This window comes from Paenibacillus solisilvae, from assembly GCF_042656405.1.
GTDB classification, from domain to species: Bacteria; Bacillota; Bacilli; order Paenibacillales; family Paenibacillaceae; genus Paenibacillus_Z; species Paenibacillus_Z solisilvae.
In genome coordinates this window covers 33,684-49,938 of the sequence record NZ_JBHSOW010000041.1, presented here as the reverse complement: position 1 = coordinate 49,938, position 16,255 = coordinate 33,684, and the positions used below count along the sequence as shown (strand labels likewise).

Genomic DNA, 16,255 nt, shown 5'->3' with positions numbered 1-16,255 from the left:
TTAGATGTAAGAACGAGCGCTATACTGGAAATTTCCAGTTATAAATGCCTAATTGGGCTTCAAAAGGCTCATTTGGGGCGATATAGCTGTATGGAATGCAGTATAGAGACCGTTTTAATCGGATGGAAGTCTTTTAACTGTACGAATTCCAGTATAGGCTGGGGTATAACAGGTATCTGATGCTAAAAAGCAAAGGGTCTGTCCCAAAGCCTTTATGGCTTTTGGGACAGACCCTTATAAATGATGAAATTATTTCTTCTTGCTTGCCGCAATTTGCTCGGCCAGTTCATTGAGGAACGCCCAGCGGTCCATGTAGTTCTCCAGAATTGCTTCGAGCTCTTGCTGCTCGTTGATGAGCTGCTGCAGCAGTGCGGAATCACTGCTGGCTGCTTCCATTCGTTGATGAATGGCCTGCAGGGCATCTTCAGTCTTCGCGATGTCCTCGTCGATGGTGTCGAATTCCTTCTGCTCTTTGTAGGTCATTTTCATCTGACGGGCAGGCTCGGAAGCAGTAGCTGCTTCCGAAGACAGACCCGCTGAGTCAGCAGCCTGGGAGGGCTTATTCGCTGCAGGAGCGGATACCGTACGTGCTGCGCTTGCGTTCAAGCCGCTGTTGTCGCCGGGGCGCAAGCCTTGCGCTGCGGCATATTCTTCATAATCTGTGAAGTTGCCGACATGCTGTGTAATAACGCCATCGCCTTCGAAGGCCAAGATCCGCTCCATCGTGCGGTCCAGGAAATATCGATCATGGGAGACGACGAAGACGACACCCGGAAAATCATCCAAATAATCCTCCAGCACCGTCAGCGTTGTAATATCCAGATCATTCGTCGGCTCATCGAGCAGCAGGACATTCGGCGCTTCCATCAGGACGCGCAGCAGCTGCAGCCGGCGTTTCTCTCCGCCGGATAGCTTAGCAATGGGTGTCCACTGCTGTGCAGGAGGGAACAAGAAACGCTCCAGCATCTGTGCAGCTGTTATCGTCGTGCCATCTCCCGTTGTCACCCGCTCCGCGCTCTCACGGATGTAGTCAATCACGCGAAGAGTATCATCCATCTCCTCCCGCTCCTGCGAGAACACGCCAAGCTTCACGGTTAACCCGAGTGAAACTTCACCTGAGTCCGGCGTAAGCTTGCCTGCAATCAGCTTGAGCAGCGTTGACTTGCCTAGCCCGTTGCGGCCAACGATGCCGACCCGATCCTCAGGAACGGCAATATAGCTGAAATCCCGAATGACGGTATTTCCCTCGAAGGATTTATTCAAATCCGTTATCTCTACAATCTTCCTGCCAAGCCGTGATGAGGCTACGGAGACATCCATCTTATCGGCTGCTTTGCTTGGCGCGCTCGCCTGAAGCGCTTCGAAGCGCTGAATCCGCGCCTGCTGCTTGGTCGAACGCGCTTTGGCGCCGCGCCTCATCCAGGCCAGCTCATTGCGCAGCAGGTTTTTGCGTTTGGACTCGGAAGCCGCCTCGCGTTCCTCCCGGTCGAGCTTCAGCTCGAGAAAACGGCTGTAATTCGCCGTGTAGAAGAAAGCCCGGCCGCGGTCGAGCTCCAGCGTCCGGTTGCTGACCCGGTCGAGGAAATACCTGTCATGCGTAATCATGAGCAGTGCGCCCTTGCGCTTCTGCAGCATCTGCTCAAGCCATGCAACCGACTCATTGTCGATATGGTTGGTAGGCTCATCCAGCAGCAGGACATCGGAAGGCTGGATGAGCGCTGCCGCCATCGCCACCCGCTTGCGCTGGCCGCCGGACAAGGTGCCGAGCAACGCATCGAACCGGGCAATACCCAGCTTCATCAGCGCCGTCTTGGCTTCGCTCTCCAGCCCCCATGCTTCCAGCTCATCCATACGCTGGTTAGCCCGCACGAGCTGATCCTGCATCGCCGCATCGTTCGGCAGCAGCTCCAGCGCCTGCAGCGCATCCGCATAAGCCCGAACCGCGCGCATCTGCGCCGATTCGCCGCTTAGCACATGTTCGATTACCGTCATTTCGGGATCGAAATGCGGATTCTGCGACAGCATCTGCACCGTCACGCCTCCAGCAACAAGAATAGAGCCCGAATCAGGGGGCTCTATTCCTGCAACGACGTTCATGAACGTCGATTTACCGGTGCCGTTCACGCCGATAATACCGATTTTGTCGCCCATCTCAACGCCGAACGACACGTCCTCGAATAATATTTTCTCGCCGAACGTCTTTGAAATATGATCAACCGTTAATACGTGCATGTCTATTCCCGCCTAACTTTAGCAGATCTCAGGGTCGTGCCGTTCACTTCCAAGCACGCTGGCCTCTACTAACTTTAAACGATAAGCTAAGCTTCAATCAAATCTTTCTTTCGAAAAGCATCCGTAGTCTGCTCAGCGCGGGCTGCGATTGCCGCCATCGTACGGACCGCCTCAATCGGATAAAGACCCGCTGCCGTCTCCCCTGACAGCATAACAGCGTCTGTTCCATCCCATACCGCATTGGCAACATCGCAGGTTTCTGCGCGTGTAGGCCGCGGCTGGCTTTGCATGGATTCCAGCATTTGAGTTGCGGTTACGACGAATTTACCGGCACGATTACAAGCGGCAATCATCGTTTTCTGAGCGAACGGCACATCCTCAAGCGGAATTTCTACGCCCAGATCGCCGCGCGCCACCATGATTCCATCAGATGCTTCAATAATCGCTGTAAGCTCGTCCATGCCTTCCTGATTCTCAATCTTCGACATCACATGAATGCCGCCCGCTCCAAGCTCTGCAAGCATTTGCTTCACTTCGAGCACATCCTCGGCGCGGCGTACAAATGACATCGCGATGATCTCAACGCCATGCTCCACACCAAACTTAATATGCAGCTTATCCTTCTCCGTTACGCCTGGAAGGCTGGTCTGAATACCTGGAAGGTTAACGCCTTTACGGGATTTAATAACGCCGCCATTCTTAATGACGCAAACGACGTCTTGGCCTTCAATTCGCACAACCTGAAGCTCGATCAGACCGTCGTCGATCATAATACGCGAGCCTGCGCTCACATCCTGCGCCAAGTCATAGGAAACGGAAATCCGTTTCTCGTTACCGATGATTTGTTCCGTCGTAAGCGTCAGAAATTCGCCGCTCTTGAGCAAATAAGAAGGGGCATCAATTAAGCCCGTACGAATCTCCGGTCCTTTAATATCCAGCATAATCTGAATAGGCATATTCAGTTTGCCTGCCACGCTGCGCACCATATCGATACGCTGTGCATGATCCTCAAGATCTCCATGGGCAAGATTCAACCGCGCGATGTTCATGCCAGCACGCATCATTTCTTCCAAAATTTCAACAGACAAACATGCCGGTCCCATTGTACAGACGATAGATGTCTTTTTCATATCCGTTCACTCCTCAGCCTGATAACTTCCCTATACTTATTGTAAAAGAAGGTTTGCGGAAGTGCGATGCACTATAGTACAGTGATTGTATTATAGTACGATCGGAACAGGGGAGTGTCATATGTTCAACATTTTTGATATTCGGCAGGAACGCGGAATTCTGGGACAGGACAGCCGGACGCTGGGTGCGGACTGCTATTCGCTAATCTGGGTGCGTTTCGGTCAGTGCAGCTTCACCTACAGAGGCAAAACAATTGTATGCCGCAAGAACGAGCTCCTCTTCATACCGCCAGGCATACCTGCAGCCGAGCTGAGGGGCAGCGGAGGAATCCGCGAGAGCATGATGGTCCGCTTCAGCCCGTCCGGGGCATTCACGACCGGCTCTCTGCCTCTGTTGGCGCGGAAGGAGCCCTTACGCTGGGTCACGCATATGCCCGAGCTGCTGCTCGAGAAGCTGCTTATCATCGTCGATCAGTGGACCGAACGCGACCGCTACTTCTCGATCATGTGCGCCGCCCTTCTCACAGAGCTCATTGTGACGATCAACCGGGAGGTGGATGAGGGAGAGAAAGCCCCATCTTCCATTCAGCACATCGAGCGCATGAAGCATTATATCGAGGAGCATTACCGCAGCAAAATAACGAAAAACGAGCTTGGCTCCTGCATCCGAGTCAGTCCGAATTACGCCGCTGCCCTCTTCCGCAAAGTAACAGGACTCACGATCAGCGAATACGTGCATCTCAAGCGGATGAAAACCGCGAATTACATGCTGCGTCATTCCAAGCTCAGCGTCCAGGATATCTCGAACCATCTCGGTTACAGCGATTCGTCCTATTTTAACCGGGTGTTCAAGCGGCTTGTCGGCAAGCTGCCTTCCGAGGTCAGCGCGGAGCGGACTAACCGGGAGTAGGCAAATGACCATATCAGCAGAAGAGACGGCTCCAAAAGTAGAAGATCTACTTAAGGAGCCGCCGCTTGTCGTTGATCGTTAATGCCGTGAACTAAGCTTGATATGATCCGCATCCAGAATGCTGACGGCCGCCGAGGCTTGCGCGCCCAGAACGGCGCCGCCGGCCGGATTCGACAGCTGCATGCTGAAGGATTCGTTCAGCTCTTTCAGCTTGTCATCAAAGAGCTTGATCTTGATTGTCTTACTCGTCTCGCCTTTGGCGAACGTCAGCTTGCCTGAGGCGGAGGTAAAGTCGGCTGCCGCTTTGGCGCTGCCTGAAACCGTCGCATAATTGACGGTAACCGCTTCTTCCGCGCTGCCCGTGCGGATTACTTTGACCGTAACCCATCCTGATTCTTCAATCCCATAGTAGGTGGACGCGCTGAGCTGCAGATGGATTGCCGGATCATTATCCGTTATCGTCACATTTGCGCTGCTCAAGCTGCCGACCGACGCGCCGCCTGTCGGGTTAAACAGCGAGACGGAGAATTGTTCGTCACCTTCATACTCGCTGTCATCGTAAACCGGCACCTCGATCGTTTTCGCCGTTTCTCCTTCGGCAAAGACGAGCGTTCCGCCCGTACCGCCAAAATCCGCGCCCTCGGATGCGCTGCCGCCGCCGATGCCATAATCGACCGTCACTTCGCCGCCCGCTCCGTTTGTACGGTTTACGGTCAGCATTGCGTAGCCTTCCCCTTCACCAACCGAATAGGAAGCCGATTCCAGATTAAATTCGCCCGGCGGATCGGGAATCCACTCGTCGTCATCCCCAATCGTCACCGCTGCGGCCCACCGGGTACCCAGCGTTGCACCGTTCGTCGGATTACTCAGCATGACGGCGAAGCTTTCTTCGCCTTCCATTTCGGTATCATTAATAATTGGAATGCTGATCGTTCCGTATCGCTGCTCGGGTGTGAAAGTCAGCGTTCCGTAAACCGGTTCAAAATCGATGCCTCCTGAAGCAGATCCGCCCTCGAGGGCATAATCGACCGTGACCTCGCCATCGGTACCATTATTTCGTTCAACCGTTATATGGATTTGGCCGTTTTCGTCGCCCTCATTAACATAGTAGGAATCCCCTACAAACTCGAACTGCCCCGGATGTCCCGGCACATACGTATCGTTATCCTCGATCGTAACGACTGAGCTGCCGACAGTGCCAATCGCCGCTCCTCCCCTCGGATTGGACAGCGTAAGCGTGAAGTTCTCATCGCCTTCATATTCACTGTCGTCAATAATCGGCAGTTGAATGTTCTTCCACGTTTCACCGTCTCCGAATACGAGCGTACCTCCAGTGCCCGTATAATCGGAGCCTTCGGACGCGCTGCTGTCGCCGACGCTGTAGTCCACCGTCACTTCACCGCTCGAACCGCCTGAACGGCTGACCGTAAACTGGGCCGTACCGACGCCTTCATTCACGAGCGGAGTAGGTGTATTCAGCTCCAGCACCCCTGGCAGCGGAGTCCAAGGTTCATCATCGGCAATCGTGACATTTGCCTCGGAGTCAGCCCCCAGCGTCGCGCCGTTTCTCGGATTGCTTAAAGTAATGGAGAATTTCTCATCACCTTCACTTTCAGAGTCGTCGTAAATATAGGCATAGATCGTTTTTTCTGTTTCTCCCGGGGCAAAATACAAATCTCCGTCATACGCGTCGTAGTCGCTGCCCTTTACGGCCGTAAAGTCTGCAAACGCATAATCGACCGCCGTCCATCCATCCGATCCGCCGCTGCGCTTGATTGTAACTTGGATCATGCCGGAGCCGTCGTTCTCGTCGATGCTGTAATTGACGTTTCCAAATTCAAGCACGCCCGGATAACGCGGAACATCGGGGTCGTTATCCGCAATCGTTACGGTTGCGCTGCCATTCCCGATCGTCGCATCGCCTGTCGGATTGGACAATGTCATCGTAAAATTCTCATCGCCTTCATACATATCTTCGTTGACAATCGGCACTTCAATATCCGCCCAAGTTTCGCCTTCGGCAAACTGCAGCTTGCCGCTGACTCCGCCGAAGTCCGTCCCTTGAGCTGCACTTCCGCTGCTCGTGCTGTAATCAACCGTCACTGCGCCTGCCGAGCCGCCTGTACGGCTGACCGATAACAAAACAGAGCCTGCTCCTTCATTAACGGTGTAATTAGCTGCAAACAGGGACAGCTGACCCGGCGGGTCCGGAATCCAGTTATCATTATCCAAGATGTTTACATCCGCGTACGCGGAAGCACTGACCGTCGCCCCCCCGGTCGGATTACTCAGCGCGATGGAGAAGCCCTCATCGCCTTCCGTATCAAAATCATCGTTTATACCGATGTAGATCGTCTTTGACGTCTCTCCGTCCGCGAAAGCCAGCGTTCCAAAGTCGCTGTAATAATCCCCTCCGCCGTAGGCCGAGCCGTCCATAGTCGCATAATCGACGGTAACTTCGCCTGACGAGCCGCCTGTGCGGTTGACCGTCAGCATAACGGAGCTGTCCGCTTCTCCAATTGAATAATAAGTGCTGTCAAACGAAAATTCACCGGCCGCCGCATCCGCATGCGCCAATGAGCCGAATGCCGGCAGAACAAGGACGGATGCAAGCAGAAGGGATGCTATCTTTCTTGCCGGTTTTGCCGGTTTTCGTATGGATCTTAAGCCTGACATTTGCTAATTCCTCCCTATCATTTAGGATACAATTTGTATCAGAATAGCTATTCTATTTAAACATTCCCACCCCGCTTATAGGGAAACTGTAAGCAAATGGCAGGTCTTTCTTCCTTCCTTTGTTACTCGTGCATGTTAGGTTATCCGGATGAACGGGCTGGAAAGGGCTGGGGGTCAATAATCTTGGAGAAAAGACGTTGCAAGCGGAAGTGATGCGGGCCCGCTTCACGAAGAGGAGAATGGAGTTTTCAACTGGCTGTATGTTCCATTGTAAGGAACGACACCCTTCTATGACCAGTGACCGTCGTCATGAAGGCGGTCATGTATCCGGTCATTGTATGTTCCGCGGCTTTCATATGGTTTTCAACTCCTAATTAGACAAATATATCCAAGTAAATTTTAACTTAAATGACTGCCGCATGTATAGTGACCAGCGTCATTAATCAGGCAAATATACGGGGTTTTTCGCGCGTTACCTGCTCTGTGCTAAGAATCCGGATGCCTCTTAAGAAATCATCTTAACGGTACAAAAAGAGGCTCTCCGGCGTCTTTACGACCCGAAAAGCCTCTTGTCTTTGGCATAACAGGCATTCCGTTCATGCCGCATTCTTCCTTCCCTCTAGTTAATTCCTCGAAAGTCGTTCAGCATCCGACAACTCTGTGCTGCCGAATAATATGATCCGCCGTTCGAATGGCAAATGCAATCGTTGTTAAAGTCGGATTTTCGGCACCAATGTAAGGCAGAGCACTGTTATCGGCTACATAGAGTCCGGATGCCCCGCGGATTTGCCCATATCCGTCAGCGACCGACGTATACGGGTCATCACCGATTCGGCATGTGCCTGAATCATGATTCAAATCTCCGAGCGGGGTGAGGCAAACGGGCGGTTTACCGCCTTGAGAAATCAAACCTATGCCCGCATCTTTGGCAATTAGCTTAATACCGTCCGCCATTTGGCGAATGACCTTCCAATCGTTTTCACTCAAGGAATAATGAACCTGAATTTCAGGGACCCCATACTCGTCTCTTTTATTCGGATTCAAGGTAATCCGATTGTCATATCTGGGTTCGACCTTTCCGTATCCATAGAAGTTGACCAGGGTTTCGCTCGTAAACGGCCTTTCAATGGTAACAGGATACCAATAAAAGCCTTCCGGTCCGGTCATCAGCACGGAGTACGGAGAATCCTGTTTTTGTGGAATCATGATGTTCAGGGGTCCCCTGTTGAGTGGGAAATCGGTGGTGCTTATACTTCCTGAAGCTTGGACATACGATTGATTGGTCAAGTAGTGTCCCAGCGCCCGGTGTTGATATCCTGAATAAAGCAGCAAGCGCGGCGTTTCAAACGTACTCGCGCATATGACAACCGTTTTGGCCTTCAGGGTATAAGCCGTTTTATCCGGGGATACGGCCTTAACCCCGGTGACTTTCCCGTTTTCATGGATGATCTGAACGGCACGTGCGTTGATGGCCAGATCGAACGGCCTTTGATTCAGCGCTCTGGCGAGCAGTGAAATGGAGCTTGTAAACATGTCGGTATGAATCTGACCTAACGATTGAGGAACGATATCCGCTGCGACCGGAAGGGGAGCCGCCTTGGAGTAGCCCCGCATCCACAACCGTTCCAATAAATTCTCCGTGAACGTGGCCCCTTCTGCAAAAGATGCGGTGACGTTCATGACTTCTTCAGCCACACCGTAATAGCTTTCCATTTCCTGCACCGGTACAGGCCATTTCGCCAAATCCCACTCCTTCATCCGAGGCGTAAATGCATACCAAAATAACGTTCTGCCTCCCAATGCAAAAAGCTGTCTTGCTTCTGGATATTCGGGAATAGAACCCGGCAATGGCTTGGATAAGTAACTAAAATAAGCGGTCAGCCGCTCCTGGTTAATCGTCGACAGATTTCGCGCATGCGTCGGAATCACCTGGTCCCCACGCTCAATGATACCAATCCGTTTCCCTTCCTTTTTCCATTTATCGCATAATCTCCAAAGGACAGCTCCTCCTCCGGCCCCGGTGCCGATGATCAGAACATCATATTCCTGTTCAGCCATCTGTTCCAGCGGAGTGAGAGGAATCCAGTTATTGAGCGGCTGTACCGGAGCGGCCGGGCAAGTCGGAATCGCATCATTTGGTTCAGGCCTCGATTGGGTGCCGATATCCAATTCAACTGCGGGAAGATATACCGGTTTACCGGTAATATCCTGGTCGGGATGTTCAATATGCGGATTGAGCAGCATGAGGTTCTCAATAGATACGCGATTTATACCCGCAATGATTCTGGGCGTTTCATGCTCGTTAGAAACCCATATCTTCAATACATCACTCCTCATCCGGCTTGGAGGAACAATTAACATCTCTAAGTATTGCAACCTATTTATACTGTAATGCTGAATCAAACTGTTTTATGACTCATCGTCTTAACGCCCTCTTCACTTGCTCCTGCATAGAACAAGAGGCTCTCCGGCGTCTTTACGACCCGAAAAGCCTCTTGTCTATCTAATCCTGCTATTAGTTCGCCATTTGCAGCTTCACGATTTCTTTACCCTTCAGGTTATCATTCGCGTATTTGATCGCTTCCGGATAGCCGGTGTTGTTCATTTGCTCGCGAAGATCATTAATAACCTTCAAAGCCGCTTCATCGGATTTAGCAAAAACAGCTGTTTTCCATACATCACCAATTTGATCCATGGACGGCTTCAACGACTCCCACTGCGGAGACTTACTGATTACATCTCCAGGGTAGTAAGCCGATATGACGCTGATTCCGTTCGGACGGAGAATTTTACGCGCTTTCTCCATCATGGCAGTACGGGCTGGGTCGGCCCAAATATCTCCTCCACCCAAGGAAACCGTACGGTCCTGACCTGACATCGATTCGAAGCCAATGCCCATGCCTTCGTTTTTCTTCAGCTTGCCAGTAGTATCCGCAGTGAATTTGTCAGCCCAGTCCTTCTTGGCAGTTGGTTTGCCGTCAACTTCATCCCAGTGTACGCCTTTGACGCCGTAACGAACGAGCAGTGTGCCTTCATCGGAGGCCAAGTAATCCAGCAGACGAAGCGCTGCATCGACGTTCTTCGCTTTCTTCGTGATTGCGGTAACGTTATTGCCTTGAATACCCAGATCAACAGGACGGTTCGCTTCTGCGCCGGCACGCTCCAATGGACCTACCGGAACATAATCGCTGCCCGGATGAGCTTTCACATATTCCTTGGAAGCATCCAGAATAGCTGGATAGTGAGCGGCAAGCACGGCGATGCGGCCTTGCGTGATTTTTTCTTTGGCGATCGGATCAGTCTGCGTGAACGTTTCCGGATCCAGCAAGCCGTCGGAGATCAGCTTGCGGTAATACAGGGTGTAATCCTCGTACGCTTTATTGAAGAAGACATGCTCGAATGTGCCGTCGCCTTTGTCGACATAATCTGCGCCGTAGAACATCGTATTGCCGATTCCGACTGCCCAGCCGTTGCTGAAGCCGCCAAGCGGCATGACAGGCATTCCATTTTCTTTCAGGCCGGCATCTTTAATTTTCTTCAGGAAATTATACAAGTCATCTTTGGTCACGACCGATTGCGGGTCGACTCCGATCTTATCGGCAATATCTTTGCGGACGTAGAAGCCGTACAACCAGTCGGTTGCATCCTTTTCTGTCGCAGGCTGATTCTGATACATCAAATATTTCTTGCCGTCAATCCCGCCAATTGCTTTATCGTACAAGGCAGGCGGCACATTTTCTTTGGCAATCGCTTTGGCCAGATTCGGATATTTGTCCAGCTTATCCGTCAAATCAACCAATTGGCCTTCTTTTCCCGCTTTAATGATGCCGTCAAGCTCGCCGCCCCATGCCGGGCCGGTATAGATATCAGGAAGATCCTGCGTCGTGAATATCGTGTTGATCTTCTCGACTTCGCTGCCTTTCGTATACTCCCATTTCACCGTAACGCCTGTTTTCTCTTTAATAACCTTGGCTACTGGAGTCATGTCTATGTCTGCTCCGGTAGAACCATTCCAGTTATGAAGGACAGAAACCGTTACTTCGTCAGTGGCATTCGTGCCGCCGTTGTTGGTTGTCGTACCGGTATTTCCGGATGTGTTTCTGTTATTGCCTGTGTTGCTGCTGCAGCCGATGACCATCCCTGCGACCAAACTGATTGCGAGCAAAGCTTTAGCGCTTCCATAAGTTTTGATCTTCATACGAACCCTCCTGATTGTGTAATCATTTATGATAAAGTCCCAAGCTGGAACGTTTATCCTTGGCTCATTAGCCTTTTACAGAACCGATCATAGTGCCTTTAACGAAATAACGCTGAAGGAACGGATAGATACACAGAATTGGAAAGACCGTAATAACCAGCAGTGCCATCCGCAGCGATTCAGGCGTAGCGCCCACATTCACGTTTATCGTCTGCCCGCCCTGCTGCTGTGCCCGCGTCATGGATGATGAGAGCGCTTCCGCTTCACTCAACAATTGCTGAAGAAGGGTCTGAACGGGAATCAGATTCTTATCCGATACGTAATAGGCACCGGTAAACCAGTCGTTCCAATGCTGGACCCCGATAAATAGGGCGATCGTAGCCAGTACGGGACCGGATAAGGGAAGTATGATTTTCAAGAAGATCTGGAAATCGCCGTAACCATCGATATACGCCGACTCCTCCAGCTCTTCCGGAATGCCTTGGAAGAACGTACGGATGATGACGATATGAATGAAATTAAACAGCATCGGGATAATATACACCCAGAAGCTATTAATGAGGTGAAGCTTCTGCAGGGTGATGAAAAAAGGTATAAATCCGGCGCTGAAGATCGTCGGCAGAAAGATATAGAAGGTGAAGAACGTCCGGCCTGGCAGTGTTTTCTTTGACAGGGCGTAGGCCATCAGCGTGCACAAGGCGACATGTAAAAACGTACCCAGAAGCGTACGGGCGATCGTGATTTTGTACGCCTGCCAAATCAATGGATTATCGAATACTTCCACATAGTTATCGAACGTAAACTGCCGGGGCCAGAAGTATAAAGCGCCCAGCATCGAATCCTTACCATCGTTAAGAGAATAAACAACGATATAAATGAATGGGTAGACCATTGTAAATGCGATTAACGCCAGAACTGTGTAATTAAACAGGTTAAATAGTGAAAAATGTTTTTTCCTCACCTCACATCACTCCTTAGAACAGCGACACATCGCTGATTTTGCGGGCTATCCGATTCGCCGTTACGATCAGGATCAGGGCGATAAAGCTTTGGAACAAACCAACTGCGGCGGCATAACTGAGTCGACCCTGCGAAATCCCCGAGCTGATTACATGCACATCGAGAACGCTGCCGATGGCTGTCGTTGCAGGTCCATTCAGAAGCAGCATCTGCTCGTAGCCTGCACCCATGAGACTTCCAGTAGCTAGAATGAACAAGATAACGGCGATGTTGCGAATACCCGGAAGCGTGACATGCCACATTTGACGGAAACGGCCTGCACCGTCGATCTTAGCGGCTTCATACAGCTGCTGATCGATACCGGCGATTGCCGCCATATATATAATCGAGCTCCAGCCGATGTTTTTCCATATATCCGAGCCAAGCACAACCTGGTAGAACCACGACGTATTATTCAGGAACTGTATCGGCTCTGTGCCAAATACCGAAGTGATCGCATCATTAACCGGTCCGCCGTAAGGCGTCAATAAACGCTGCATCAGCGTAATAACAACTATCCAGGATACGAAGTAGGGCAGATATGATAGCGTTTGCACAACTTTCTTAAATTTACGGTTATTCACTTCATTGAGTAGAATAGCGAGAATAATCGGCATCGGAAACCCGATGATCAGCTTCATTAGACTGATAATGATAGTATTGCGAATTATCGTGCCTGACTGATAGTAATCAAAAAATTGGTGAAAATATTTGAGACCGGCCCAAGGGCTTCCAGTAAATCCACCCATGAAATTAAAGTCACGAAAGGCTACCTGTATGCCATAGAGCGGGACATACGAGAAGAGAAAGAACCAGACGATGCCCGGCAGCATGAACAGGTAAAACACCTTATGCTTCCAAAGCCGCTTCCACAGAAATGATGATGCCATGAGCACTACCTCCTTTTGGGACATGAGCGCCGTGGGAGAGGAAGGTGGGGAATACCCTCATCCTCTCCTTACGCGCTTGCTTTACAGGGATGGTTTAGTCAGTCTAACCGTTACAATTTCGAACGGTGTGAACGTCAAAGGTATGAAGCCGTTCTCCAGTTGAAGCTTCTCAAGCTTCGTCTCCATCAAATCAGCCAGCCATGCTTCCTCCAAGCCGAATCCGGTTTGCAGGTTCGCGTGAAGCCTTGTGCCGGCAGTCTCGTATAAACGGATGATCAGATCATCATTATCCTCCGCCTGCTTCACGGACTCGATCATGATGTTCGGATGATCCAGCTGCAGGAACGAATAAGCTTCCGGTAATGCAGCAGCACCTTTACGGCTTAATCCGTCCGCAGGAATCACAGCGGTCCGAAGCGGAACATTCAGCTCATTACCCCGTTTGTAAACCTCGGCCTCCACATGGTTGCCTTGATGCGGATACAGCGAGTAGGTAAAGCTGTGCTCCGCCCGGTCTGCTTCAGGGTCAGGGTAGGTGGAGCTGCGAAGCAGGTTCAAATCCAGTTCGTTTCCTTCGGCGCGATGGCCATATTTACTGTCGTTAAGCAAAGCCACACCGTAGTTCGGTTCCGAAATATCGATCCATTGATGGGCGCAGATTTCGTCTTTGGCATAATCCCACATCGTATTGCGGTGCGTAGGACGTTTGAGATAGCCGAACTGGATTTCACTGCTTGCATGATCGGCATGAACGGCCACCGGGAACGAAGTCCGGAGCATTTTGTCCGACTCCTTCCAATCCACATGCGTCACGAAGTCGATACGGCGGCTGCCTCGGGTCAAGAGGACCTTCTGGGTCAGAAGCGACTCCCCGAAGCAGTACGTATGGACGAATCCTGCAGTGGGCCCGTCGATAAATTCAGCCGTTTCGACCAGCTGCAGGCTCATACCGCCTGTTTGCCGGTAATCCTGCTGGAAATCCCAAGCGTCGCCGGGATCGTGATAGACAACCAGGTCGTTTGCTTTCTGACCCGATGCAATGACCTCGCGCTGCTGTTCTTTATCCAAGATCGAGACAATTCCGCCGTCTTCTCCAAATGTCACCTGCAGCAGGTCATTTGCAAGCGTGCGGCTGCCTGCCGATACGGTAAGCTCTGATTCGGATTTCGCAGATAATTTTCCTTCATCTGTCAGCAGGGTGTACCCCATCGGAGGCACCTTGACCGATTTCCATCCGCCTTCGGTTTGAATCCACTCTTCCCGCTCCCAAGGGAGGGAATTGAATACCGCTGAAGCAGCGTTCAAGCTCTTTGAAACCGCGCCGTAAGTCTCCTTGATCATCAGCTCAACGGTATTCAGCAGAATTTCATACCTGGCAAGCGACTCGTCATACACCCGTTTGATGGATGATCCCGGGAGGATATCATGGAATTGGTACAGCAGCACTTCTTTCCAGATTTCCTCCAATGCTTCTGCAGGATAGACCAGCTCATTGCTTGCCGCAGCCCATACAGCGGCAAATTCAAGCTCCCGCAGCGCTTTTTCCAGCTTCCTGTTGTACCATTTGTTGCGGGCCTGGCTCGTTAATGTGCCTTGATGTTTCTCCAGATAGAGCTCGCCGCGCCAGGTTTGGTAACGATCGGCCCCAACGCTTAGCTTCTCGAAGAATACGGATGAAGGCTCTTGTACAACCGGAGACAAACCAAGCAAATTCTTCTCACGCGACAGCCGCTCCAGATGCTCCTCGCCCGGTCCGCCGCCGCCGTCGCCGATTCCGAACAGCATGAGGGCATGATCCGCTACATTCTTGTCCAAATAATCCTGCTCGGCCTTCATGATGGATCTCGGTGCCGCCGGGCTGTTATACGTATCCTCAGGCGGCATATGCGTTAGCACGCGCGAGCCGTCAATGCCCTCCCAGTGATAGGTGTGATGAGGATGACGATTATAGGTGCTCCAGGAAAGCTTCTGCGTCATCATGTAATCAACGCCGGATTTCTTCAGAATTTGCGGAAGACTTGCCGTGTAGCCGAATACATCTGGCATCCAAAGCGTCTTCATCTCTTGCCCGAACTCTTCCAGGAAATACCGCTTTCCATACAGAATTTGTCTGACCAGCGATTCTCCGCCCGGCACGTTCGTGTCGGACTCCACCCACATGGCCCCCTGCGGTTCCCAGCGTCCTTCTTGTATGCGGTCCTTAACCTTCGCATACAGCTTCGGATAATGCTGTTTCATCCAATCGTAGAGCTGCGGCTGGCTTGCGCCGAATACATAATCCGGGTAGCGCTCCATCATTCTTAGAGCTGTAGAGAATGTGCGGGCGCCTTTACGGATCGTCTCCCGAATCGGCCATAACCAGGCCAGATCGATATGTGCATGGCCGATAGCGCTAATGCTCATCACGGAGTCTCCGCCTTGTTTAGCCAGCTGCGCATCAAGTATAACACCGGCCTGTGCAACCTTCTCCTCCGAGAACGTTGTCAACAACAGGGAAACATCCTGCAGCGCCCGGAAAATCCGCTCCTTGCGCGCAGATCCGGCCGGAAGCTGTTCAGCCGTCTCGAGCAGCACTTCCGCATCATAATACAGCTTATGGATATCCTCGCGGCAAGCAGCGATAACCGCTTCCTTCAAAGTCCCGCTCCGGTAACGGCCGAAGAGGTCATTACAACCTGCATCGCCCCATAGATCGATCGTTTCCCCACCGGCGGATGAATCGCTGACATCCACCACCCGTTTACCCGGCAGACCCAGAGAGTAATCAAACTCCGAGTTAATATTAGTCAGGCCCTGTACCGGTGTTCCTTCTTCATCAACGAGGCATAATTCGCCGTTCACATCGATCAGCAGCACAATTTTACGCGCCTTCTCTTGAGCGGGAACCTTACCGCTAAAATGGAACCAGGCACAATCCCACAGCTGCCCCCACCGGTCACCGGCAGCCAGTTCAATTCTGCTGCCTGACTGGCGCTCTTCATAGCCGACCGGCTCCTGTGTTACCCAGGCGATTACCTTTAACTCCGTCAGGGGAATATAAATGTGATCCTTCAATCTATCAAGCATGGATTTTAAGTGTCCGGGTTTCACCGTTTCGTATGGCATGTTGCATCTCCTTTTCCAACGTTCCTGCTGCAGCTATAGGCTTGTAACCGAATGATGCACGCTTCATATTCTGCATCTATACGATTCGATATAATCAGGAAGCACTCTTCTTAAT

Annotated in this window: 8 protein-coding genes and 1 pseudogene; 1 reads left to right on the top strand and 8 read right to left on the bottom strand. The window is 51.5% G+C overall.

Features of this window, described 5'->3' with window-relative positions; genetic code table 11:
• Nucleotides 1-249: 249 nt before the first annotated feature.
• Both ACFPYJ_RS11755 and pyk read right to left on the bottom strand, forming a co-directional pair.
• A complete protein-coding gene (locus ACFPYJ_RS11755) occupies nucleotides 250-2,232 on the bottom strand; it encodes an ABC-F family ATP-binding cassette domain-containing protein (protein WP_379188325.1) in 1,983 nt (660 codons plus the stop codon).
• A 113-nt stretch (nucleotides 2,233-2,345) separates the two neighbouring features.
• Nucleotides 2,346-3,362: pseudogene (gene pyk / locus ACFPYJ_RS11750) on the bottom strand (pyruvate kinase); the annotation flags it as partial.
• 121 nt (nucleotides 3,363-3,483) lie between these two features.
• On the opposite strand from pyk, the gene ACFPYJ_RS11745 reads away from it, so the two are divergent.
• The gene (locus ACFPYJ_RS11745; protein WP_379188324.1) at nucleotides 3,484-4,272 is read left to right on the top strand and encodes an AraC family transcriptional regulator; all 789 of its coding nucleotides are present in this window, start codon (nucleotides 3,484-3,486) and stop codon (nucleotides 4,270-4,272) included.
• A gap of 78 nt (nucleotides 4,273-4,350) precedes the next feature.
• Here the strand turns inward: ACFPYJ_RS11745 and ACFPYJ_RS11740 are convergent, their stop codons facing one another.
• The 6 genes from ACFPYJ_RS11740 to ACFPYJ_RS11715 all read right to left on the bottom strand — a co-directional run bounded on the left by ACFPYJ_RS11740 (nucleotide 4,351) and on the right by ACFPYJ_RS11715 (nucleotide 16,140).
• Nucleotides 4,351-6,948, bottom strand: coding sequence for a Calx-beta domain-containing protein (locus ACFPYJ_RS11740; RefSeq protein ID WP_379188323.1), 2,598 nt, complete (start codon nucleotides 6,946-6,948; stop codon nucleotides 4,351-4,353).
• A gap of 642 nt (nucleotides 6,949-7,590) precedes the next feature.
• Nucleotides 7,591-9,270 carry a GMC oxidoreductase gene (locus ACFPYJ_RS11735; protein ID WP_379188322.1) on the bottom strand — a complete coding sequence of 560 codons (1,680 nt, stop codon included), beginning with the start codon at nucleotides 9,268-9,270 and terminating at the stop codon, nucleotides 7,591-7,593.
• Between the two features lie 193 nt (nucleotides 9,271-9,463).
• Nucleotides 9,464-11,146, bottom strand: coding sequence for an extracellular solute-binding protein (locus tag ACFPYJ_RS11730; RefSeq protein WP_379188321.1), 1,683 nt, complete (start codon nucleotides 11,144-11,146; stop codon nucleotides 9,464-9,466).
• A gap of 67 nt (nucleotides 11,147-11,213) precedes the next feature.
• Nucleotides 11,214-12,107, bottom strand: a complete 894-nt coding sequence (locus ACFPYJ_RS11725; protein WP_379188320.1) for a carbohydrate ABC transporter permease — start codon at nucleotides 12,105-12,107, stop codon at nucleotides 11,214-11,216.
• Between the two features lie 13 nt (nucleotides 12,108-12,120).
• Nucleotides 12,121-13,035 (bottom strand): ABC transporter permease, encoded by a 915-nt coding sequence (locus ACFPYJ_RS11720; RefSeq protein WP_379188319.1) that lies wholly within the window; start codon nucleotides 13,033-13,035, stop codon nucleotides 12,121-12,123.
• Between the two features lie 81 nt (nucleotides 13,036-13,116).
• Nucleotides 13,117-16,140, bottom strand: coding sequence for an alpha-mannosidase (locus ACFPYJ_RS11715; RefSeq protein WP_379188318.1), 3,024 nt, complete (start codon nucleotides 16,138-16,140; stop codon nucleotides 13,117-13,119).
• Between the last annotated feature and the right edge of the window lie 115 nt (nucleotides 16,141-16,255).

What these genes read in the sequence shown, in the direction of transcription:
- ACFPYJ_RS11720 (WP_379188319.1), bottom strand. Translation starts at nt 13,035, where the DNA reads ATGGCATCATCATTTCTGTGGAAGCGGCTTTGGAAGCATAAGGTGTTT.
- ACFPYJ_RS11730 (WP_379188321.1), bottom strand. Translation starts at nt 11,146, where the DNA reads ATGAAGATCAAAACTTATGGAAGCGCTAAAGCTTTGCTCGCAATCAGT.
- ACFPYJ_RS11755 (WP_379188325.1), bottom strand. Translation starts at nt 2,232, where the DNA reads ATGCACGTATTAACGGTTGATCATATTTCAAAGACGTTCGGCGAGAAA.
- ACFPYJ_RS11740 (WP_379188323.1), bottom strand. Translation starts at nt 6,948, where the DNA reads ATGTCAGGCTTAAGATCCATACGAAAACCGGCAAAACCGGCAAGAAAG.
- ACFPYJ_RS11745 (WP_379188324.1), top strand. Translation starts at nt 3,484, where the DNA reads ATGTTCAACATTTTTGATATTCGGCAGGAACGCGGAATTCTGGGACAG.
- ACFPYJ_RS11715 (WP_379188318.1), bottom strand. Translation starts at nt 16,140, where the DNA reads ATGCCATACGAAACGGTGAAACCCGGACACTTAAAATCCATGCTTGAT.